Origin of the sequence: Vibrio sp. 10N.261.45.E2 (assembly GCF_002875705.1) — a bacterium.
Classification (GTDB): Bacteria; Pseudomonadota; Gammaproteobacteria; order Enterobacterales; family Vibrionaceae; genus Vibrio.
In genome coordinates, this window is record NZ_MCZZ01000141.1 from 1 (window position 1) to 23,367 (window position 23,367).

General features: G+C 42.1%; 22 protein-coding genes. 19 read left to right on the forward strand and 3 right to left on the reverse strand.

Annotated features, from left to right (window positions below):
• The first annotated feature begins 560 nt into the window (after positions 1 to 560).
• The 9 genes from BCT34_RS24660 (at position 561) to BCT34_RS16850 (ending at position 9,164) form a co-directional block, all read left to right on the forward strand.
• Positions 561 to 1,139, forward strand: coding sequence for a hypothetical protein (locus BCT34_RS24660; RefSeq protein ID WP_241902824.1), 579 nt, complete (start codon positions 561 to 563; stop codon positions 1,137 to 1,139).
• Positions 1,140 to 1,515: 376 nt separating this feature from the next.
• The gene (locus tag BCT34_RS16820) at positions 1,516 to 2,232 is read left to right on the forward strand and encodes a hypothetical protein (RefSeq protein ID WP_076651689.1); all 717 of its coding nucleotides are present in this window, start codon (positions 1,516 to 1,518) and stop codon (positions 2,230 to 2,232) included.
• Positions 2,232 to 3,410 carry a hypothetical protein gene (locus BCT34_RS16825; RefSeq protein ID WP_076651690.1) on the forward strand — a complete coding sequence of 393 codons (1,179 nt, stop codon included), beginning with the start codon at positions 2,232 to 2,234 and terminating at the stop codon, positions 3,408 to 3,410. Before BCT34_RS16820 ends, BCT34_RS16825 begins: the two co-directional genes overlap by 1 nt.
• On the forward strand, positions 3,392 to 4,792 hold the full coding sequence (locus tag BCT34_RS16830) for a hypothetical protein (RefSeq protein ID WP_076651691.1): 1,401 nt from the start codon (positions 3,392 to 3,394) through the stop codon (positions 4,790 to 4,792). The genes BCT34_RS16825 and BCT34_RS16830 overlap by 19 nt, the downstream gene beginning before the upstream one ends.
• 147 nt (positions 4,793 to 4,939) lie before the next feature.
• Positions 4,940 to 5,551 carry an LPP20 family lipoprotein gene (locus BCT34_RS16835; RefSeq protein WP_076651692.1) on the forward strand — a complete coding sequence of 204 codons (612 nt, stop codon included), beginning with the start codon at positions 4,940 to 4,942 and terminating at the stop codon, positions 5,549 to 5,551.
• A gap of 78 nt (positions 5,552 to 5,629) precedes the next feature.
• Positions 5,630 to 7,084, forward strand: a complete 1,455-nt coding sequence (locus tag BCT34_RS16840) for a transglycosylase SLT domain-containing protein (RefSeq protein WP_076651693.1) — start codon at positions 5,630 to 5,632, stop codon at positions 7,082 to 7,084.
• A 64-nt stretch (positions 7,085 to 7,148) separates the two neighbouring features.
• Complete coding sequence (locus BCT34_RS24480) at positions 7,149 to 7,319, forward strand: hypothetical protein (protein ID WP_086713668.1); 171 nt, start codon at positions 7,149 to 7,151, stop codon at positions 7,317 to 7,319.
• A complete protein-coding gene (locus BCT34_RS16845; RefSeq protein WP_083702770.1) occupies positions 7,319 to 8,128 on the forward strand; it encodes an ETEC_3214 domain-containing protein in 810 nt (269 codons plus the stop codon). Before BCT34_RS24480 ends, BCT34_RS16845 begins: the two co-directional genes overlap by 1 nt.
• 58 nt (positions 8,129 to 8,186) lie before the next feature.
• Entirely contained in the window at positions 8,187 to 9,164 is a 978-nt protein-coding gene (locus tag BCT34_RS16850) for a DHH family phosphoesterase (RefSeq protein WP_076651695.1), read from the forward strand.
• Between the two features lie 50 nt (positions 9,165 to 9,214).
• Here BCT34_RS16850 and BCT34_RS16855 read toward each other — a convergent pair whose 3' ends face one another.
• Positions 9,215 to 9,967, reverse strand: coding sequence for a DeoR/GlpR family DNA-binding transcription regulator (locus BCT34_RS16855; RefSeq protein WP_076651696.1), 753 nt, complete (start codon positions 9,965 to 9,967; stop codon positions 9,215 to 9,217).
• 9 nt (positions 9,968 to 9,976) lie between these two features.
• Entirely contained in the window at positions 9,977 to 10,681 is a 705-nt protein-coding gene (locus BCT34_RS16860; RefSeq protein ID WP_076651697.1) for a glycerophosphodiester phosphodiesterase family protein, read from the reverse strand.
• A gap of 274 nt (positions 10,682 to 10,955) precedes the next feature.
• Between BCT34_RS16860 and BCT34_RS16865 the strand changes: the two genes are divergently transcribed.
• From BCT34_RS16865 to BCT34_RS16890, 6 genes are all read left to right on the forward strand, one after another.
• Positions 10,956 to 11,969, forward strand: coding sequence for a C4-dicarboxylate TRAP transporter substrate-binding protein (locus BCT34_RS16865; RefSeq protein WP_076651698.1), 1,014 nt, complete (start codon positions 10,956 to 10,958; stop codon positions 11,967 to 11,969).
• A gap of 107 nt (positions 11,970 to 12,076) precedes the next feature.
• Positions 12,077 to 12,541, forward strand: a complete 465-nt coding sequence (locus tag BCT34_RS16870; protein WP_076651699.1) for a TRAP transporter small permease — start codon at positions 12,077 to 12,079, stop codon at positions 12,539 to 12,541.
• A gap of 9 nt (positions 12,542 to 12,550) precedes the next feature.
• The gene (locus tag BCT34_RS16875) at positions 12,551 to 13,834 is read left to right on the forward strand and encodes a TRAP transporter large permease (RefSeq protein WP_076651700.1); all 1,284 of its coding nucleotides are present in this window, start codon (positions 12,551 to 12,553) and stop codon (positions 13,832 to 13,834) included.
• A gap of 35 nt (positions 13,835 to 13,869) precedes the next feature.
• Complete coding sequence (locus tag BCT34_RS16880; RefSeq protein ID WP_076651701.1) at positions 13,870 to 14,655, forward strand: HAD-IIB family hydrolase; 786 nt, start codon at positions 13,870 to 13,872, stop codon at positions 14,653 to 14,655.
• A gap of 259 nt (positions 14,656 to 14,914) precedes the next feature.
• Positions 14,915 to 15,841: a LysR family transcriptional regulator gene (locus tag BCT34_RS16885; protein WP_076651702.1), complete on the forward strand. Its 927-nt coding sequence runs from the start codon at positions 14,915 to 14,917 to the stop codon at positions 15,839 to 15,841.
• 249 nt (positions 15,842 to 16,090) lie between these two features.
• On the forward strand, positions 16,091 to 17,344 hold the full coding sequence (locus BCT34_RS16890; protein WP_076651703.1) for a D-amino acid dehydrogenase: 1,254 nt from the start codon (positions 16,091 to 16,093) through the stop codon (positions 17,342 to 17,344).
• 117 nt (positions 17,345 to 17,461) lie between these two features.
• Here the strand turns inward: BCT34_RS16890 and BCT34_RS16895 are convergent, their stop codons facing one another.
• Positions 17,462 to 18,241, reverse strand: a complete 780-nt coding sequence (locus BCT34_RS16895; protein WP_076651704.1) for an ABC transporter substrate-binding protein — start codon at positions 18,239 to 18,241, stop codon at positions 17,462 to 17,464.
• A 500-nt stretch (positions 18,242 to 18,741) separates the two neighbouring features.
• Here BCT34_RS16895 and BCT34_RS16900 point away from each other — a divergent pair, with 500 nt between their 5' ends.
• The 4 genes from BCT34_RS16900 to BCT34_RS16915 are packed head-to-tail and all read left to right on the forward strand — an operon-like array spanning position 18,742 to position 23,357.
• On the forward strand, positions 18,742 to 20,376 hold the full coding sequence (locus BCT34_RS16900; RefSeq protein ID WP_076651705.1) for an ABC transporter substrate-binding protein: 1,635 nt from the start codon (positions 18,742 to 18,744) through the stop codon (positions 20,374 to 20,376).
• A 55-nt stretch (positions 20,377 to 20,431) separates the two neighbouring features.
• Positions 20,432 to 21,406, forward strand: coding sequence for an ABC transporter permease (locus BCT34_RS16905; RefSeq protein ID WP_017071753.1), 975 nt, complete (start codon positions 20,432 to 20,434; stop codon positions 21,404 to 21,406).
• Positions 21,407 to 21,414: 8 nt separating this feature from the next.
• Positions 21,415 to 22,404 (forward strand): ABC transporter permease, encoded by a 990-nt coding sequence (locus BCT34_RS16910; RefSeq protein ID WP_076651706.1) that lies wholly within the window; start codon positions 21,415 to 21,417, stop codon positions 22,402 to 22,404.
• Complete coding sequence (locus BCT34_RS16915) at positions 22,404 to 23,357, forward strand: ABC transporter ATP-binding protein (protein ID WP_076651707.1); 954 nt, start codon at positions 22,404 to 22,406, stop codon at positions 23,355 to 23,357. Before BCT34_RS16910 ends, BCT34_RS16915 begins: the two co-directional genes overlap by 1 nt.
• The last annotated feature ends 10 nt before the right edge of the window (positions 23,358 to 23,367 follow it).

A 23,367-nucleotide genomic window follows, 5' to 3' on the forward strand; every position in this document is an offset into this window, starting at 1 on the left:
ATTTTATTATTTATGAGATCCCGTTTAACTATATTGACATCCTTGTCAATATAGTGTCTTTTTAGTTTAGTTCATCAAAGCGCTCTCTGTTTTTTTGTATGATTATCGAGCTTATTTGTCTTGATGATTGGAAAAGTTCAAGGTTAGAAGTCAGAGTTGGAGTATAAATATTACCCAATATATATGGGGATGATTAAATAAATTAGATTCGAAACCCATTACTTTCTCTACCTATAGATAATTGAAACAATATAGAAAGGCTTTAAAATGGGTATTAGCTCACAATTATGATAAATATTAACACTCAATATAACCTATATATTTTAGTAAATTGACGGTGTCATTATTTTGACTTCTAATCCAGAATTACCATCAGTAATAGCCCTTCAAGCATTGGGGTATATAGGAGTCGAAATGTTGACACTTGGAACTGATTTCACATTTTCCTACCTGAAATGATGGGAATGACGCACGTATCTGCAGTTCAACCATATGTATATCTTATTGATTGAAAAAAACTAATTTTGTACCATGCGACAACAAACTTTGGTGGACGTCACGTGAACACAAATAATATTACATTAAAACTGTTAATCACTTGTTGCTTCTTTTTCTTATCGAACCCAGCTTTCGCTCAATCTTATTGGGAAGTAGAAGGTATTGGTAAAAACAAATCAGAAGCAACGATCGATGCGAAAGAAAATCTAGCTTTTAGGGTAAACAGTACAGTGAAGGCATCTACGTTTAATTCCCAATTTTCCCAATCAACGATAGAAACAAAAAACGGAGAGGAGATTGGAACTCGCGGTAAAGTAGACAGTGTTTTCGGTACTACATCTGAAATCACTTCGATACCTATCAGCATTTCAAATATGGAAGTAATGACATCACAATGTGATGCTTCTGGGTGTAACTACCTATTTAGAGTTAATGTGGATTTGTGGGTTGATCAGTTGTCAATTGATATTGATAAGAATCACCGGCTCGCTCAACAATATTTAACTTCCCAAGAAAGCGACTGGAAAGGTGTTGTGTTCACGAACAAAGCTCATACCTTATTGAAGAGTAATAAAGAATCACTATTAGTGTTGTCATCGTTAGATCATGATGTTGCAAAAAATTCTATGAACCACAATTAATACTCGAGCGCAATGCGATTGACCGTTTTAAAAATATCAGTATTTCTATCCGTTCTGCTTCTGATATGTATTCCTCGAAAACAAAATCAATACTAGCCAGAAATGTAGCAACGACTTCTCAAGGCGATATCATTGTTTATATCAAAGGTAATGTAAGACAAGGTAAAAAAAATAACACTTACAAAGCCAAGCAAGACCTAATACTACAAGTCTTCGAAGCTAAGAGTCCCAATGTGGTGGTTAGTCAGAACATTTTATCAGAGATAGGAGAGTCTCCGATTAGTAAAGAGCTAGCACTTGATGACGCTCATAGAAAAATAACAGCAACACTTAATGAAAACTCAATTTATACACTCTTGAATTAAAGGCTTTTAAAATGCTTAAGAAAACAATCCTTGCAGGCTTAGTCGTATCAGTTATGGCTGGTTGTTCATCAATTCCGGGTATGGAATCAGCTACAGTAGACCGTGAAGCTACAAGCAAGGAACTTACTCAGAACTGTAAAGAACTAGGAACAGAGTTCACACCTGTATCATTCGCCGTTGATAAAGCATCAACAGTAATGGTGTCACTGCAAGAGCGCCAATGTTCAGTGTTTAATGATTACCGTACCCTTGCATCTAAACATGGTGATGTTGCTGGTTTCCTAGCAGTAAACGCAGACAAGTCTGATGAAGAACTTCGTGCTGCAATGAAGGAGTTCGATGAAGGCAAACCTGATCATAAAAAAATTACACCTCAAGTAGAAGCTTACAAAAAAGCCTCTGACGAAATCTTCCAGAAAAATCTAAAACTTGCAACAGACATTGCAGTTCAAGCGGCTGAACTAACTTACATTGCATCTCAACATGCATCGGCACTTGCGCATGATTCTGCTGGTGGTGCAATGGATAGCTTTTTTGCAGCTGTCTCAAGCGAGAAAGAAGGTGAAGCAAGCGAAGAAGAAACGGTACCCGTTGTTGAAGCTTACCATGAGATGGAAGCTCGCTCGATACTTGCATTAGATGCTAACTCACTTATTTCAATGGATAAAAACACTATCGAACAACTTGAGAACCTAGATAAAGTTGTTGCTGACAAAGTGAAATCATAATGAAATTTTCTCAAATTGCCGGTTTAGTTACTGCTGCAATTGCACTAATGGGTTGCCAGAGTAATCAAGGTAGTCAAACGTATTCAGTCGAAAGTAATGCGGGAAATTCATCGCTGATTATCGGCAAGTCAGCACACGAATTTAGCAGTGAAGATATTGAAGTACCAGCGTACTTCAATACCCAAGGTCTTCAATTCTGTACCTATGAAGCAGAAGAAAAAGACACTCGTTGTCCACTCGCGAAAAAAACAATTCGTTTGTATTTTGGTGATGTGAAAACGGATGTGAATGAAAATCTTCAGGGAAAATCTGCTGATGTTTTTAATTCCATGCATTCAAGCATCAGTAAATTCCAAACCAAAGCGTTAGAAAATACTTTAGAAAACCAGTTTGCGGGCGTTAACCGCTTCCGCATTTTGACCCGTGATACCGATGCTGTTAACACTGCGATGGAAGAAATTCTGGCAGATGAAGGCGCGGTAAACGTAGCTAAAAAAGCAGGCAGTCGCGGCAAGTTATCGACCGATTACATTATGAAAGTCGATGTACTCAAAACCGCTGACATGTTGTTTGGTTCAACCCAGTCTTTGTTTCAGACGTCAATGGAAATGACGACAGGTGTGATTGACCCATATACACGTGAAAAGTTGAGCTATCCGAATATCGGTAAGATACGTGTTTCTAACTTCGATGTGCGCGATAAAGACAGCTACACAACTGTGATAGCAAATGGCGATTATTATCGCGGTTTTAACTACACCAGTGGTAAAGATGTTGATGCCGTTCTTAATGAAATGTCCTCACGCGGCTTTGATATTATGTTAACGCGTTTGCTCAAAGAAATGCCGGCTACCGCTCAGGTTATCGGTATTAAAGGCGACCGAATTTCATTAGACCGTGGCCAAAATGCAGGCGTATTACCTAATGAGACCATGGTTATATTCGAATACAGCGCAGGTTTTGTTGAACCTATTGGTGTTGCTACTGTTAACCCTAGCCAACAAAGTGCGCAAGGGAAAATTGTTCGCTGGAAAGACAGCAGCATAGCCGATGAAGTGAAAGACATTGCTGAAGACGGGATTTATCGCCCTGATCGCCAACGTCGCATTTTCGCTGTAAGTGTTGGGGTTCCTATGGAATTCATGAAGGAGCGTAGTACATGGACGGCAAAAGGCTAAGTAAAAGCTTTGCCATGAGTACCTTATTTGTATGTATGTCCGTTCCTGCACTGGAATTAGATAAGAGTCAGCCTACGTTGGCTCTTATTGAACAAGGTTGTGCATATGGTCGAGGGGCAATGGCCATTGAGTCAGCAAAAGCTGACGGTTTAAATAATCTTCGGTTGTTTTTGCAAGGTAAAGTCCCTGTTTCTTTTTCAGCTGAAGATATTGCGTTGGTTGAGGATCAATTTGATCAAGAGAGCCGCGATTTATTGATATCAAGCATTGCTTCTGGTGATATCAATGCCGATTTTAGCTCGCCTGAAATTCAAGGGGATGATACTTGTGTAACAGTGCGCTTAGCACCAAAGCTTAGTACTGGCTTTAACAGCGCTGACGACGGTATCGAATGGGATGACACGCCGGTTATGTCTGTCGTGGTTGTCGGTGAAGGCCGTGAAAGTAAAAAATTGGCACTGAGTGCAAGGCAAGTGGCGGAAAAAGATGCCTTTAACCGCGCTATTAGCCAAGTATTAGGCGCTATGGTCAATTCTGGCTATATGCAAAAGTCTTACGATACCCTGTCGGGAACAGAAAGTAGCAATGATTTCGACTTACAAGAAATCGCAATGCAATCACTTTCGATGGAACCTCAAGGCATGATTTCCAGTTGGAATGAAATCTCTTATCAGGAAAAGCCTAACGGCTATGTAACGGTCACGCTTGATGTGTTTGTTGAACGACAGAAGGTGGAAGCGAAAATAGCAAGTTTGATAAAAAGCCTTGGCCAACCTTCAATCTATGTTGATGCAGAGCTCCCAGTCGTAAAAGATACATTTTCCAATGCACTCGCAGAGATGGGCTTTGATCTTGCTTCTAACCCGGAGCAGTCTAGTGTCATTCTTAATGTTCAAGAAACCCCAAAAGTGACCTCTTCTGGTCTTCAGCTTGAACTATCGGCAACCGTGGTCGATCGTGCTGGCAATCGTTATGGTAGTTGGCACAACGACCCGACTTTTATGACGCTACCGAACAAAGCGGGCATGCTCAATGAACTTGCAGCTGTTCACCTAGCTATTGAAGGTAACCAAATTGCCTTAAAGAGTGAACTTCAAGCGTCGGTGCAAATAATGGTAAGCCGCGGTGGGCCTATCCGAGAACTAATTTTTTCACAGCAAGCGGCAGGCAAACAGGGGCAACTTTATCGTTTGATTGGTGATATGAGCGGGGTTTCTGATATTAAACCAAGCCAACAGGGCAGCAATATCGTTATTCAGCTAAGGTCACTTAGCGGTGCAAGTGAACTAGTCCAAGATATTGAACCCATGTTGCGTACCCATCAACCAAACTATCGTTCGAAAGTTGATGTACTGAATGAATACCAAATCAGAGTGCTTTAAGCGTCACTCCTATAGGACTTGTTATATTTTAAAAATATGGTTTTTTAAAATAATAGGTAAGGTTGATGTACTAAATATCAAATGATTATTTGCAGATTTACTAATTGGAAATAATACACAAAAAACGTTATGGATAGCTTTTAAGATATGAAAAAACTAATTATTGCAACGTCACTAATTACCGCTCTCGTTGGCTGCCAAAGCAACAACGATACACTAGAACAAGCTCAAAATTTTGCGTCATGTACGTTCCCAGATGCACCGACTGTCGAAGCCCCTGGTTGGATCTGTGATGTGGTCCCTACTGATGTAGCTATTGGTGCAACAGGTTACGCGAAGAAAAGTGCAGCAGGTATGAGCGTCATGCGTAAAATCGCGATGAGCGATGCTCGTGTAAACCTTGCTTCGGCTTTTGAATCAGATGTGAGTAATCTATTTCAATCTGCTACTGATGGTGCTACGTCAACATCCGCTGGGGAAGGCGTAACGCTGGTAACGGAAAATGTTCAAGAGGCATTTGAAGACATTACTAAATCGGTAGTGAGTAAAAGACTTACAAATAGCCGAGTTTTAGTAAGCCAAACAAGTCCAGCTGGTGGGCTGTATGTATTAGTTGGTATGGACCAAGCAGCTTATGATGCAAATATGAATAAAATTATCGACGAAGTTGGTGGCGAAGACTCAGCTCTTTGGAATCAATTTAACGACGAAAAAGCTGCCGCAGAACTTGCTGCCGTATTCGATTCTTTGAAAAAATAATCGTTGCTTGACGATTAGTTAAATTGAAAAAGGCCACTATAGAGTGGCCTTTGTTTCTATACTCTCTCGGAGTTAGTTATGTATAAAACGATCACCAAGACAGGGCTGGCTATTGCAATTTCAGCAGCTGTTAGCTTTCCAACACACGCAGTGTCAGATAGCCAAAAACAACAACTTAATAATGCGGTTGTAAAAGCAAGTCAGTCCCAAGAAGAAAAACTTAAAGAATTTCATGCTTATGTAAATGCTTACTTGGACGAGTATGAACAATGGCGTGACGAATATACCAATAAACTTGATGAGCGCCGTACAGATCTTATTAAAAATTGGGGGGAAGGAGAGGTATCTTCTCAAACAAAACAGGTAGATTATTCACAAAACGATCAAGTTAAGACTGCAGTGGATTATGAAAGTAATACCGCTACGGTTTCTGTTTTAGTTGATGAAGACAGTAGCCCTGAAGAAATAGAAGCGCTTGTAAGAAAAATCCCTGTTGAAGTTGAGGGGAAAACGGTTGATCTAGCCAAACTGCAAGCGGACGACCATGCGGTTTTGTATTCTTTAGATAAAGAACAAGAAGAGAAGAACTTCGTAATTGAACAAACGCAAAGCCAAATGAATGTACTTGATGTTCAAGCTGAGCGATTGATTCAATCAGATACTGGTATCCCAGATTCCTTCATTTACCAACGCGCTCATGACAAGAAAATGGCACTGCTTACTAAAGCACAAGAGCGTATTGCTGCTCAAACTAAGCTTTACAGCGAAATGCGAACGAAACATGGCTTATCAGGAGAGCAATCAGAGGTTATTGACGAAAAAGTGCAAGAAGTTGCTAGCACAGAGTCAATACCAGTAAAAGCTTCTCCGCCTGTAGTTGAGAAAGTGGTACCTAAAACTCAAGCGGTGAAGCAAAAGCCTACTACGGAAGTAGTTTCTTCCTCGACGAAGCCTAAAAAAGTGGTCAGTTATAAAGTTAAGCTGCCAGAGAATAGTTTGAAATCTCGCGCGAGCAAATATACACCTCTCGCAGAGAAAGAAAGCAAGAACTGGGAAATAGATGCGGCATTGATTATGGCGATCATGCACTCTGAGTCTGCTTTCCGCCCTGACGCTAAATCTCACGTACCGGCATTTGGTCTTATGCAAGTGGTTCCAACCAGTGCGGGGCATGATGTTAACAAACAAGTTCGAAATATAGATGCGCCAATGAAAGCTTCAGATCTATATCAACCCGTCATTAACGTTGAAACTGGCACTGCTTACTTAGATATCTTGAATAGCAAATATTTACGTAAGATCGAGAATGATCAAAGTCGCTTGTATTGCATGATTGCGGCTTACAACACTGGTGCAGGAAACGTTGCTCGTGCGTTTAATAAAGACCGTTCAACTAGCATTGGTAAAGCATCTAAAGTTATCAATCAGATGACCCCGGAACAAGTGTATAACCAATTGGTTGCGAAGTTGCCATACGATGAAACAAAGAACTACTTGAAGAAAGTAAACAGCCGTATCGCACTATATAAATAATACTTGTAGTAAGCACATGGGAAGGCGTGTGCTTTAATTTCTTATAGAGTTTTTGAGAGTAACAATGTTTAAGATTTTTGCTTTATTTTTCATCGCCATTGGTATTTACCTAGGTCTTAATTACGACGATGAAATTAAAAATATAATGGATACAGATGCTTTTGAGCGAGTACAAGAACGAGCTGAAGACGGCAAAGAGGCATTGATGGATACAATAGACGATATTAAAGGTTGATGATGTCTGCAGAACAACAAAATGACGCTCCAAAAGAAATTCAAGATGAACTGAAAGAGCTCCAAGATAATCAAGAGTCGTTGTTAGAAGCCCAAAGTAAAGGAAACTTAGCGCGCACTATTGGTTTGTTGTCAGTCGTCTCAATTGCTTTGGGTGGTTTTAACGATAGTTTTGATGCGATCGAAAAGATGGTGGATTTTGGTCTTTCACAAATGACTGATATTCCATCACACAAAAAGCTTGAAAAAGTGTATATCCGCTCATCAGCTGAAATATTAGATCAGACATTTGGTGCCCCCGTTTATATTAAGCGTTCAAGTGGCGATGACGTTATCAAATACTACAAAGACGATAACTTTATACTCTCATCGATTACCAGAGATAATGCCATTGTTGCTTATCTTGTATTTCCAGATGAAGGCTTTGCCCCTGAAACATTAGAACATGCAGGTGGTTCGGAGTTTTTCAATCAACCTTTTAACGCCATTGAAAGTGTCAATGAAATTCGAGCGTCGTTCTCTAGAACTGGTAATTATTACATTGAAGAAAATAATGGCGGTGAGTTTGGCTATTTATATTCTTCAATCAGCGGAGCTAGTGAGTTCATTGCACCTATGACAAAAAACAACCGGAAATTGCTTTCCGACGTTGTTGACTCACTGACTATGGATGAGCACATCGTAAAGAGCGTACAGTCTTTACGTTTGAATGCGAAACCTAATTTCTATGGTTACAGTACGTTAGGTGTGGGGGCTTTAGAAGAAGCTATTTTGTCTAACACCGAATATCGTTTAATTCATAAGAGTTAACCATTAACAGATCAGTTCTAGCTTTTAATCAAGCTAGAACTTTATTAGCAGTGGGATTATGGCAAATTTAAAGTTCGAAAGCTTTCTAGAACGGCTTAAGGGTGATGACAGAATCATTATTCAAGCTCATGACTTCCCTGATCATGATGCGATTTCTTCTGCATACGCCTTAGCATACTTATTAAAAAGTAAAGGGTTGCGCCCATATATTACGTTTCATGGTTATATAGATCGAGTGTCACTCAGGAACTTGATAGATTGGCTCGATATTCCAATCTATCAGCCAAAAGATTTGAAACTACAACCGGATGACAAGATTATTGTTGTTGATGGCTGTATTGGTGAGAAAAATGTCATCGACTTTCCGGGGCTTGAGGTAGGAGTGATCGACCACCACCAAGTGAAAGCACCTGATTTTGTATGGTATTCCGATATACGTTCAAACTATGGTTCAACAGCAACCATAATGGTTGAGTATTATCGTTATTTTTCTCTGCAGATGCCCCCAAATATTGCGACAGCACTATTGGTTGGTTTGAGTTTTGATACCGCAAACTTTACCCGAGGGGTAGGGACGGTAGATCTAAAAGCACTGTTGTATCTTCAAGCGAAGGCCAATAATGATATGGTTAACAAAATTTGTCGTAATCAAGTAGAGTTCCATGAATTAAAACTATTCTATTCCATGCTCGATAGCTTACGTCGTGAAAAAAATGCAGCGTTTGCTGTGCTTCCTGAAGGTTGCCCTAAAAATATGCTTGGCGTATTAGGTGATTTCTTACTGAGCGTTGATGAGCTCGATATTGTTGTTCTCACTGCTAGAAACAGAGAGAAGACCTTTATCTCTCTCCGTTCTGAGTGTTCAAAAAACAATGTCGCGAAGATAGTTAGAAGCGCTCTTAATGAAAAAGGGGTTGGTTTTGGCGGCGGGCATCCTCATATGGCTGGCGGCATCATCAACAAACATTTTGAATTCAGTCGTGAACTTGCTTGTGTTTATGATTTAATTCGACCAAGCCTAGTACTTGACGCTTAAATTTACTTGCTTAGATTGCTTGGCATTTTGAAATAGTTAGCACTTTGTATCTAAGCATGAGTATCGTCCTTTACTAAGTGTATGTTTAGCTCCGAAGGTAACTGGCTGTTGTTAGTGTATATACGATCAAAATCACTCAGTGACGCTACCTTCAGAGCCGCAAAGCGTCCCCATTTACTGGAGTCTGCGACTAGCCAACTTTCACGACTGTTCTTTATGATTGATTTGGATAGGTCTGCCTCAACTTGTTCATGCTCCATGGCGAAATGACTGTCTGTTACTGAGCCACAACCACAGATGCCAATGTCAGCTTCAAAATCGGAAAAGAAGTGAACTACGCTACTTCCCACCATATCTTGGTGTTCTCGTCTGAATAAACCACCCGCCAAATACACTTCAATCTTCTCATTTGCCTCAAGGATGCGAGCCACTTGAAGGTTATTAGTGATCACTCGTAGCGCTGGCTTTGCCAATAAATACTGAGCAATGCGAGTGACGGTCGTACCAATGCCCATCATAACCGTTGAGCCTTCAGGTATCGCATCGGCAACCGCCATCGCAATACTGTCTTTTGTTTCAGACTCAACACCGGCACGGAATCGGTAGCTAGTATTAGTGAGCGTCGTGGGTAGGCTCACGCCCCCGTGTACTCTTCGCGCTAAGCCTTGTTCACACAGATGGTTTACGTCGCGACGGATGGTTTGAGTAGTGACAGAAAATAGCTCGGCTAAGTGGTCGATCTGTATGTCTTGGTTAGCCTTAAGCGTTGCGAGTATTTCTTTCTGACGGTGGTTCAGTTCCATAGAAGCTCACTAAAATTGGTTTGGTACGTCGGTGATGATGTTATCGACGCCAAGGTTGAAATATTGAGTCGCCAATTGTGGGTCGTTCAGTGTCCATATTTTAAGAACTGCGCCTGAAGCTTTGATTGCTTTCGCCGTTTTCTCATCAAGAATTCGGTGGTCAATATGAATACTGTAAAGGTCGAGTGATGCAAGCGACTCTAGGCTGAAATCATTCCACACTTCGCAGATAAAACCACGTCTAACCTCTGGCATCATCTGGTGGCAAAGGCTTAGTGCTTCTTTTTTGAAGCTTGAGATGAGCAGTTTTTCCATAGGGAACTGCTTTTGCTTAATCAGTGCGGCGACTTTCTCAACCAAAGGCTCAATAGCCTTATCGTCGTAAATTTTGATCTCAAGGTTCAAAGTAACATCGAGCTCTAGGCACTTGTCGAACGCTTCGCTCAATGTAGGAATAGTGGTCCCCGCGAACTCGTTACTAAACCAACTGCCAGCATCTAACTTCTTGAGTGTAGTTAAGTCTAAGTCAGCGATATTGCCCGTTCCGTTAGTACAACGATTTACCGTCTTGTCATGAAAAACCATAGGGATGCCATCAGCGCTCAACTGGGTATCAATTTCAATCCATTTAGCACCAGCTTTCGCTGCGCGTTCAATACTCACTAACGTATTTTCAGGTGCTAAAGAAGCGGCACCGCGGTGGCCTGTGATCATAATTCAATCTCGATGTTCATTTGAAAATTCAGGAAACAGTAGCTCTACTTTATTACAGATTTATTAACTCTCCACCATATTGCGCTGTTTTAATTGAGAATTGGTTAAAAAGAGTTGGATAGAGTTTGTACAATAGTGAGACCTTATACTCACTATGTTCAAGTCGATAAGATAAATGTTCATATGAATGTAATAATTCACTCACATACTCTACGAAAACTTTAATAACACCCTCTATATTTAGAAAACGATAGCCACATAAAGGTGATAAAAAATGAAAAAGCTATTAGGTACAGTAATTATGGCGGCAACGCTGCTTGTTGGTTGTGGTGAAGCTGACAAGGCTGGTTCTGAAGCTAAAGACGAGCCGATCAATATCAACATGAGCCTTGTGTTCACTCAAAATGAGCTGCTTACGCAAGAGCTAATCAAAGCGACTGACAAAATTCGAGAAAGAACCGATGGCTCGGTAAACATTAAAGTTTTCCCTGGTGGTCAATTGCCTGTTTACAAAGATAACTTGGAACAAGTGGTAAACGGTGCCAACTGGATTGCCGTAGAAGATTTGACTTATCTAGGTGATTACGTGCCTGACTTTGCTGCACTGGCAGGTCCAATGCTGTACAACACCTACGATGAATATTTAGCGATGATGGACACTGATTTCGTCGCTGGCCTTAAGGCTAAAGCGGAAGAGAAAGGCATCAAAGTATTGAATGCAGACTACATGTTTGGCTTCCGTCACATGATCACCAATAAAGAGATCGTGAACTCTGATGACATGAAAGGTATGCGTATTCGTGTTCCACAAAGTCAGCTGTTCATTAGCACACTTTCAGCAATGGGCGCAGCTCCAGCTTCTCTTCCATTCCCTGAGACCTACGCAGGTGTTCAACAAGGCGTTGTTGACGGTCTTGAAGGTTCTATCCTGACAATGTACTCAACCAAGATCTACGAAGTGGCAAAAAACATGTCTTTGACTAAGCACTTCCTAGGCACAGTGGGTATCTACATTTCACCAACGCTTTGGGACAAATTTACGCCAGAGCAACAACAGATCATCAATGAAGAGCTAGAAGCGGGCGCTGAATCTAACACTGCTGAACTCGTTAAACTGGATGTTGAATACACTCAGAAGCTTGAAGAGTTAGGCGTTACCTTCAATCAAGTGAATTCTGAAGAGTTCAACCAGTTGACTGCAGATGTGTACAACCAGTTCCCAAGCTGGAGTGAAGGTATACACGCGACGATCATGAAAGAGCTAGAAACGATCCGAGCAGCGCAGTAATCCCGTACACGTAGATTAATTAGTTAATGAATACGGCCTAAATATTTTTAGGCCGTTTTATTCCTGAAATACCCATGTCGTATTAGGTATTTCGTTGGAGAAGTCTTTTGTTTTTATTGAAAAATATTGAAGAAATCCTCGCTTCTATCGCTATTTCGATCACCGTTTTGGTTGTTATCGTTAACGTCGTCTTGCGTTATGGATTTGGCTTTGTTGTCCCATGGAGTGAAGAGCTGTCGGTTATTTGCTTCATCTGGGCTGTCTACTTAGGGATTAGCTCCTGTTACAAACACAAGCTTCACATGGGGGTCGATGTGGTGGTGGCCATGTTGCCAGAAAAAGCAAAAATCCCATTTAGGTTGTGTGTTTCTGTTTTCCTACTGGCTCTGAACATTTTAATGGCAGTTCTGAGTTATCAATATCTCATGCTATCTAACAAGGTAACGCCAGTCATGGGCGTGTCATATTTTGTTATCAATGGCGTGCTGTTGCTTTGTTTCTCATTGATGGCGATCCACACCGTTCGATTTATCTCGAACGATGTCGCTTCTCTAAAGCGCTCTTCTAAGTAGGTACGATTCATGGAAAGCTATCTTCCAATCCTTATTCTGTTTGTTCTGTTTCTTTTGAACATCCCCATCGCGTTTTCTCTGATCGCATCGGCGATGGTTTACTTTCTTTTTATCAATGACTCTATTCCAGTGAGCTTGGTAATGCAGCGCTTTATCAGCTCTGCCGAGTCCTTTCCGTTGTTGGCTATCCCGTTCTTTATCATGGTGGGTTCGGTGATGAACTATGCGGGGATCAGTAAGAGCTTGCTCGCCTTTGCCGACTCAATGATTGGCCATAAAACCGGTGGTTTGGCTCAAGTGAATGTCGCATTGAGTACTCTTATGGGCGGTATCTCTGGATCTGCAAATGCGGATGCGGCGATGCAATCAAAGATTCTAGCGCCAGAGATGACCAAGCGTGGTTATGACTTGCCATTCACGGCGGCTGTGACGGCTGCGTCTTCAAGCATTAGCCCAGTAATTCCACCGGGTATTAACTTAATCATCTATGCGTTGTTAGCGAATGTTTCTGTTCATCAAATGTTTATTGCGGGTTACGTTCCGGCATTTTTAATGGCGTTGTCGCTGATGGTGACGATCGCGTTCATCGCTCGCAAACGTCGTTACAAACCTTCTCGTTCTGAGCCGGCTTCTGCCAAAGAGCGTTTTCATTACTTCCTGAAAGCGATTCCGGCACTGTTGATCCCGTTCGGCATTATTCTGGGCATGCGTTTTGGCCTGTTTACGCCAACCGAAGCGGGGGCAATTGCTGTATTGCTTTGCGCGATTATTGGCATCTTCGTTTATCGTCAACTGGGTTTGAAACACATCCCGCTAATCATGCGTGAGACGGTGCAGGGCACCAGTAGCGTAATGTTCATCATTATCGGTGCTATGGTCTTTGGTTACTACATGACGCTAGAGCAGATTCCACACAATGTTGCTTCTGCTTTGATTGAGCTTACTGACAACAAGTTAGTTTTGCTGTTATTGATTAACGTACTGCTATTAGTGGTAGGTATGTTTATCGAAGGCGGTGCTGCGATGATTATACTGACGCCATTGCTGCTTCCTGCTGTGCTTAATCTAGGCGTTAACCCAGTTCACTTCGGCATTATCGTGATTGTGAATATCATGATTGGTGGTGTGACTCCGCCATTTGGCTCGATGATGTTTACGGTTTGCTCGATTTTAAAAGTTCGTATGGTCGACTTCGTAAAAGAAGTGGCTCCGTTGTTGCTAGCACTACTCACGGTTCTGATGTTGCTGACTTTCTCTGAAAGCTTAGTGATGTTTTTACCGAATTTGCTTTAACACTGTTTAGTGATTGATTATTTAGAGGTGTAGAAATGAATTCGGTATCGAATGAATTGAACCAAAATTGGAAAAAGATAGATTGGGTGTTAACCGATGTGGATGACACCTTAACGTGGCAAGGTCAATTGCCACCTGATACCTTGGTCGCGTTGAGCAAGCTTCGGGATTCCGGAAAGAAAGTGGTTGCGGTAACGGGCGCTTGTGCCGGGTGGTGTGATCATATTGCTCAGTTGTGGCCTGTCGATGCGGTTCTCGGCGAGAATGGCGCATTCATTATGGAAAAGAAAAATGGGTATCTGACATTGCGCTCAGATATTCCTTTGCCAGAAGTCAGTGCTAATCAGAGCAAACTGAAAGAACAAGTTTTAGCTATTTTGAGCGATTACCCAAAGCTCAGTTTAACGCTGGATCAATCTTACCGCCTGTGTGAAGTCGCGATCGATATCGGTCAAAACCGTCCAAAAGTTGATGATGCGATTATTGAAGAGATAGTCTCTAAGATTCACGCGTTAGGCGCTCACGCCACAGCAAGCTCTATTCACATTAATGCTTGGTATGGTGAGCACTCTAAGAAAGCAACATCGACCGCTTTTCTCAAAGAGAAGGGGTTATCTGACCAAGAGATAGTCGAACGTAGTTGTTATGTCGGTGATTCGATGAACGACCAATATATGTTTGAAATTTTACCAAACAGTGTTGGGGTCGCCAATATTCAACATTACTGGGAACGACTAGAGCATCATCCATCTGTGGTGATGAGTAAGCCGGGCGGGTACGGTTTCTCCGAGTTTGTCGATAAGTTGCTTACGTTAAAATAGCTCACGGTTGGCGACTTTTAACTGCCTATGATGAACATCAAACACAGCTCACTTCTTCGTTGGATTGAGCTGTGTTTTCGTATTATTAGGGGTAAATACTTACTTCTTCTATATCGCGTCTATCACTCTTCAAGGGCATGTGTTGGTGACTCAGCCCACAACTTGCAAACTTGCTAGGTCGGCATATCAATTCCTAGATGGGTAAATGAGAAAACTATGAGACGCTTGCCTTGTGCCAGCAGAATCACAAGGAAGTTACATGCACCATTTTAATCTCCGTGCGCTTGAATATCTGAATGCGTTATCAAAATATGGGTCACTACGTAAGGCATCTAAGATGATGAATGTTGACCCAGCGGCAATGAGTCGGATGCTAACGCAGTTAGAAGTGCAAGTGGAAATGAAAGTATGGGAGCGTAACAATCGCCAATCGCTGCTGACTGAGGCGGGTAACGAATTGTTGAATTACTACCGCTCCATTGTTCGCAGTGAAACGGCGGTACTGGCTCGTTTGACCAAGTTGAAAAACCTCAAGGGTGGTAATGTGAGCATTGCGATTGGGGAAGGGTTTATTACTAACTTGGTCTCTAAACCTATGCAAACCTTCATGGCTCGCTACCCTGATATCAATTTATCGATTGAGATTGCTGGTGCATTGGATGCCGTAAAAATGTTGGAAGACCAACAGATCGATTTCGCGATCACTTATGCTTCAGCTCCGCATCCTAAACTCCATTCACACGTCGAACGTAGCCACCCTCTAGAGCTTATTGCACCGAAAGGGCATGCACTGACGACGCAAGAAACACCAGTGACACTGCAAGATATTAAAGACGCTTCACTTGCTTTGATTGATAACTCGACAGGCATGGGGAGGCTAGTAAAGCAGGCGGAACAAAACTCTCACCTTATTTTACAACCAAAGCTTCAAACCAACTCGGTAACCGCATTGACTAACTTTGTGTCAGCAGGTCTGGGCGTCACTTTTATGCCCAAACTTACTGTGCTTGATGAGATCAAATCGGGGCAAATTGAAGTGGTTGCTACTGATCTAGACATGTATTCGAAAGCGACTGTGAAAGTTCAATCTCTTAAAGGCCGAGCTCTGACTCTGCAAGCCAAAACCTTTTTAGACTTCTTGCTCGAGAACGCAACTTTCTTGAGTCATGACGCTTACAATATTTAAATTGGAGTGGGCTGGTTTACGTAATCACCTCACTTTGTCATAGTTTCAACATTCCTACCCTTAATAAGCCCCAACATCACATTTCCAAAACTCATCTTCCTGATTTGCTACTTAATTGACTTTTTATCAACGCTGATTGAATTGTGAAGTCAACGCTTGATGAATAAGTTACAAATTATTAACGACAGTCGTTTTAAACAGGCAGCTATGCTCGACAGGTTCAGGTTGTGCGGGCATTAGGGGAAGAGAATGGAAGTTATTGTGATTGGCAGCGGTGTTATTGGCTTGACCAGTGCTTGGTATCTGGCGAAAGAGGGCCACTCGGTGACGGTTATTGATCGTCAAGATAGTAGTGGCAAGGAAACCAGCTTTGCGAATGCAGGGCAGATTTCTTACGGTTATTCTTCACCATGGGCGGCGCCTGGGATTCCGTTGAAAGCAATGAAATGGCTTACCCAAGAGCACGCTCCCTTAAAGGTGAAACCGTCAATTTCTCCGGAATTAGTGGCTTGGGCGACTAAGATGTTGGCCAACTGTAACGAAGCCAAGTACGCCGTGAATAAGTCACGCATGTTAAGAGTGGCAAACTTCAGTCGAGGGTGTCTCACTCATCTAAGAATCAGTGAAGATTTGGCTTATGAGGGCAGGCAGAAAGGCACCTTGCAAGTATTCCGAAGCGAGAAGCAACTCGATGCGATTCAGCAGGATATGAAGCTATTAACAGAGAGTGGAATCAAACACTCGCTGTTTGATGTTGAGCAGTGTCTGTCAGTGGAGTCGGGTTTAGCGGACGTTAAAGACAAGCTGGTGGGCGGCTTATATTTACCTCATGATGAAACCGGTGATTGTCATCAGTTCTGTTTAGCCTTGACCGAGAAAACCAAGGCGCTTGGTGTTCAGTTTGTGTTTGATACTGAAGTGCTCAAGTTGAACCATCAAAATCACGCAATTCAGAGCATTACCACAACTCAAGGTGAATTCAAAGCGGACGCTTATGTGGTGGCTTCGGGAAGCTACTCTCGTGAACTGCTCAAGCAAGTGGACTTATCGATTCCTGTTTATCCAGTGAAGGGATATTCTTTGACACTGCCAATTGTGAATGCAGATAAGTCACCTACATCAACCGTTATGGATGAAACCTACAAGGTAGCGATGACGAGGTTTGATGATCGTATTCGCATTGCAGGGACGGCAGAGCTTGCTGGCTTCAATTACCTGATTCCAGAAAAACGTAAAGCTACGATTGATATGGTGATAAAAGATCTTTTCCCACAGGCGGGGGATTTCTCTAAGGCAGAATACTGGACTGGATTAAGGCCAATGACGCCGGATGGTACGCCTATAATCGGCGAGACGCCTATCAAGAATCTATTTACCAATACAGGCCATGGAACTCTAGGTTGGACAATGGCATGTGGCTCTGGAAAGATCTTGGCAAGCGTGGTCAGTGGCTCTGCTAGTGATATAAAAACTGATGACTTGAGTATCCACCGATATATGTAAAAGCAAGCCGTTAGTTATCTTGCCTATGGCTTGATGATACCGACATTAGGAGCATAAAGCGGATGCTCCTAATGTTGTAAATCTAGGTGCATGGTTTTAAGTCTCCTCTATTTATAATCACGAGATGAATTGAGACTTAAATGACCTTAGCTCTGGCGGTAGCTCCTTATTTGCGAGGTTAATAGCTTTACGATGTTCTAACCCAATGGATCTCACTACGTTCCCAAAATGTTGGTTAAACAATAGCTCGAACTGACCACTGAGTTTGTATTCTTGCAGTTTGTCATCCAGTAATTGAGCTAATTGTGTTTTGTCTGGGTGGACATAGAAGACCAGTGGGAGAGGGTAATAAAGCATAATACTTTTTTCTATGACTAACCCATCCAGGGAATTGGTATGTTCTTGGTATATGCTTTCTACTTCATTGGCACCAAGTGACACATAATCACATTTTTTATCTGAGAGAAGTTTAAGAATCTCTGGTAACGTTCCTTGCTCTAGTACTCGATATCCATTTGCTCTAAACAGCTCAGCATCAGCCCATGTGGCAGGAATTCCAGCGATAAGTGATTTCAGTTTATTGCTGTTGATATTATGGAATGTGGGTTGATCTTGTTCCCTAATTATTAGGATACGGTGCCCTAGTAAGCCTTTACAAATTGGAGAGTTGAGTTTGATTGTATGCTTATCCGCAAATTTACAATTTCCCGCCACCGTGACTAGTACATCATAATTCTTGCGGAATATATTTCCTTCATCCTCAGCTCTTGGAAAGTCAGTATTATCGCTGTGAACGACAATAGGTTCGTTCGGATCCCAATTCAACAAGCTATGAATTAGCTCCAACTCATAGTGCTGTCTTTTACCTGATTTATTGCCATTCCAAAAGTTAAACATAGTTGTCCTAAAGGGGGAACTTACATTTCATGACTGGTATGCTGACATAGGTTTGGCATTCAAGAAAGCGCTTTCTTTTATTTTTGAGAGAATCATATATAGATACAGTTTATGAATGTTGAGAATCGTGACGGAAAGGCTATTTTAAAGAAAGCACATGATTTTATTGATGGGTGAGAGATTCGACGATTAGGGAAGACGATGGAGTACCATTGGTAGATTTTAACTTATTGTTTTTAATTTATTTTTCTTGTTAGTAAGCAATTAATGTGACGAATGGCACTGTTGTGTATTTCTATTCTCAATCTATTCTAAATTTGTGATCTATGGTTCGTTTCACCGAAATGTAAGTTGAAGAATCATTCTATCGGCTTATTATCCATCTAAAGAAAGCGGTTTCTTGATGCGAGTAACCGATAGTGAATACGAAAACACCCCCTTTTTTTAAAGTTAAAAGAAAGCGCTTTCTTTCTGGTTATTATCATTAAAAGGACAACGTGATGCACAAAAAGACATTGATTGCTTCGCTCGCCATTGGAGCTTTATTCGGAGCCTCTGTACAAGCAGATGAAGTTAAGCAGGGTGGTACACTAACGGTGCCAATTATCAATACTGGCTTTGTTGAAAACTTTAACCCTTATACAACCAAAGACTTACTGCATGGGGTAATGTTTGAGCCATTGGTCGTATTCAACAACATGACAGGTGATGTTGATTATCGCCTGGCTGAGTCGGTTGAGTATTCAACTGACCTGAAAACATTGACGCTTAAGTTACGAGAGAATTTGAAGTGGTCTGATGGTTCAAAGTTAACAGCAGACGACGTTGTTTTTAGCTTTATGTTGACTAAAGAGGCACCAGCTTTTGACCAGAAAGGTATTTGGTCTTCAGGTAATTTAAAAGAAATCAAATCTGTTGACGCGCGAACCGTCGTGTTTGAGCTGACGGAAGCGGATTCTACATTTGCTTGGAACTTAGAGCGTTACCATATTGTACCAAAGCATGTTTGGTCGAAAGTTGAAGAGCTGACAACGTTTACCAACCTTAACCCGGTAGGTAGTGGTCCAATGACGACGGTTAAATACATTAAACCGCAACAGATGGAGCTGTGCCGAAACCCAAATTACTATTTAGAAAATAGACCTTATTTAGATTGCATCAACTTCCGTTCTTACAATGACAACTCTCAGATCCAACCTGCCTTAATCAAAGGTGAGATTGATTGGGGTTCAAATTTTATTGCTGACGTTGAGTCAACATTTGTCGATATGGATAAAGAAAATAACCATTTTTGGTATCCAGCGAATGATGCTATCCACCTTTACGTAAATACCAAAGAAGCGCCATTTGATGACTTAAGAGTACGCCAAGCACTTTCTATGGCACTTGATCGTGAAACCATCGTTGATATTGCTGCCTACGGTTATCCGACCGCAAACTTCAATGTTGGTGGCATCGGTGAGCTATACGAAACGCACATTGATAAAAATGTATCTAAGAAATATGGCTATCTAACTAAGTACGATGTTGAAAGAGCAAACGCTTTACTTGATGAAGCGGGCTTAGTCGATAAAAACGGTGACGGATTCCGCGACAAAGCAAATGGGGAAACGGTTGAGTTTGATATTGAGGTGGTAAACGGTTGGACCGACTGGATCCAAGTGGTTCAGATGGTATCTGAATACTTTGAAGAAGTGGGTGTGAAAGCAAACGTTAAGACCGTGGATTGGGCGGTATATGACAGCAATTTGAAAGAAAGCAAATATACCATGTCAATTAACTGGTCAATGGTAGCGACAAACCCAATCTTGGCGTACCAAGAGTACTTCTCAACGTCTCGAATCGGAAAAACTTGGCATGCTGGCCACGGTGTTAATTCACCAGAAATCGACGCATTGATCGACAGCTTCGGCAAAATTGGTGATGCAGAGCAGCAAGAGAAAGTGTTGAGTGAACTTCAGGAGTTTACGGCTGAAAACCTGCCCTTTATCCCTCTATTTTCTAACCCAACTTGGTTCCAATACAGTACTAAACATATTGTTGGTTGGCCAAGTGAAAAAGACCCATACGTACAGCCAGTATGGTACGACGGTGGTAAGAGAGTAATTATTCTCAACAATCTACACCTTAAGTAAGTTATTTTTGAGAGGGCTACAGCTTAGGTTGTAGCCCCTAGGTTAAAAGATTTTTATGTCGTTTTTAATTCGCCGATTTGGCTTCTATTTTACCGCTTTCTTAATCGCTATCTCGTTTAATTTCATGTTGCCTCGCCTAATGCCAGGTGATCCTGTTGATGCTCTTTTCGCTGCAGCTCAAGGTCGAATGGATCCTGCTCAAATGGATGCTGTTCGAGAAATGTACGGTTTTGTTGATGGCAATGTTTTCGAACAGTACTTCGCTTATATGAAAAGCGTCTTTACTCTGGATTTGGGGCCATCAGTACTTATGTTTCCTGTAAGTGTCTCAGATGTCCTTGCTATGGCACTGCCGTGGACTATGTTTCTCGCGCTTGGTTCGCTGATTGTTGCTCTCATCATTGGTGTCAGTATTGGTACGTATGCATCGTATCGACGTGAAGGGCTATTTGGACAAATTGTTCCGCCAGTTTTGGCATTTATTAGTAACTTCCCGTATATCGTGACCGCGTTACTGTTGTTCTATTTCTTCGGTTTAAAACTCGAACTATTGCCTCTGGCATACACCTATGACCCATCGCTAGAGCCAGGTTTTACATGGGAGTTTATTTCTAGTGTGGCTAAACACGCTGTGTTGCCTATGGGCTCGATGGTCTTGGTTGGTATCGCAACATGGGTCTTCAATATGCGTAATGCGATGATCAATGTGTTGGGTGAGGATTACGTAACGATGGCTGAGGCCAAAGGCTTGAGTAGTTATCGTGTTATGTCTCGCTATGCTGGTCGAAATGCCATCCTTCCTGTTGCGACCGCTATTGCAATGGCAATCGGATTCTCATTCGCAGGTTCAATCATGACCGAAGTGGTTTTTAACTACCAAGGCTTGGGGAACATCCTTCTTAAAGGCATAGTTGCTCGTGATTACCCACTTATCCAAGCCATTCTTCTTATCTTGGTGACAGCGGTACTAACCGCTAACTTTATTGCCGACCTCCTATATGTCTGGCTTGACCCTAGAATCTCGAATTGAGGCGCATGATGGATAATTTAATGGACACTCAAAAAACCGCTAACCAGCCGAATATGCCAGTACGTGAGCCAAAATGGTCGCGGAAAAACGTAAAGAAAACTCTCGGTAAAGCTTACGCATTTTTCTACGGTAACCCTCCGGCCATTATAGGTACTTTTTTACTTACGATTGTCTTAGCCGGGGCGTTATTTGCACCTGTATTATCGACTCATAACCCAGAAAAGCGCGTAGCACGTCCACATGTTGCACCAAGCTCTGAGCATATTATGGGCACGACTCGTAGTGGACGTGATGTATATAGCCAGGTTCTATTTGGAGCAAGAAAGTCGCTTACTGTTGCGATCTCTGCGGGCGTAATAGCCATGACAATAGCAGTGCTAGTTGGGGTTTCATCTGGTTACTTTGGTGGAAAAGTCGATGAACGCTTGAACTTCATTACTAACGTATTTCTTGTGTTTCCACAATTACCCTTGCTGATTGTTCTCGCCGCATTCTTAGGGCAGGTCGGTTCGCTGGTTATTACCGTGTTGTTAGGAATAACCTCCTGGCCTTGGGGGGCTAGGGTGATTCGTGCACAGACCATGGCAATTAGAAGCAAAGAATTCATCATTTCTGCAGAGGTGATGGGCGAATCAAAAATCCGCATTATTTTAGTCGAGATCTTACCAAACTTAGTTTCGATTGTTTTTGGCGGCTTCCTAGGCACTGTTATCTACGCAATGGGCTCCGAAGCTGGTCTAGGTATTTTAGGTTTAGGTGATGCAACAGAAGTGAGTTGGGGCTCTATGTTGTATTGGGCACAGACCTCTTCATCGTTATATACCGGTGCATGGTGGGAAATGCTGGTTCCTGCACTAGCGTTAGCGATTACTGGTGGTGGACTCGCATTGATTAACATGTCTATTGACCAAGTGAGCAACCCTAAATTACGTACGGGCCCACACATCAAACTGTGGCACAAACTTAAAAAAGAAGCAGATAAACGCCGAGGCCTATAATGAGCAATCTATTAGAAATTAATAACCTGTGTGTTGATTACGTTTCTCCTAATGGCGTAGCAAGAGCCGTTAATGACGTTAGTATTTCCATTGCGCCCGGTGAAACGCTCGGTATTGCCGGTGAATCTGGTTGCGGTAAAAGTACATTGGCTTTTGCTATATCACGCTTACATAAAGCACCAGCGCTTATCTCTGAGGGTGAAATACTCTACAAAGGGCAGGATGTTTTAAAGATGAATAACAAGCAGTTACGTGACTTCCGTTGGAATGACGTTTCTATTGTTTTTCAAAGCGCAATGAATTCACTTAATCCCGTTATTACCATCGGTGAACAGCTAACGGACGTTATTCTAGCGCACAAAAAAATACCTTATAGACAGGCTCACGATCGTGCGGTCGAGCTTTTAGGAACGGTTGGGATTCATGGCGATAGAATGTCGAGCTTTCCCCATCAACTGAGTGGAGGGATGCGTCAGCGAGTTGTTATTGCGATTGCTTTGGCGCTGGAACCTAAGTTGATCATCATGGATGAGCCAACAACGGCGCTTGATGTGGTGGTTGAACGTGAAATCTTGAATGAACTGTATGAGCTTAAGAGTAAGTTTGGATTCTCTATTCTGTTTATTAGTCACGACTTAAGCCTAATGGGCGAAATTGCTGATCGAATTGGCGTGATGTATGCGGGTAACCTTATCGAATTAGGTGATGCGAAAACGGTATTTAGTGAACCTAAGCATCCTTATACAAAAGGGCTTATCTCTTCATTCCCGACTATTCATGGGCCAAAAGAACGTCTCTACGGGATCCCTGGGAATCCTGTCAACCTTTTGGATACACCTCAAGGGTGTAACTTCCAAGAGCGATGTGGCGAATGCATTTCAATGTGCATTAAAAGTGAGCCTCGTTTGGGCGCTATTGCGACCGGGCATCACGTATCTTGTCACCTAGTTTGAGCGAAAGATT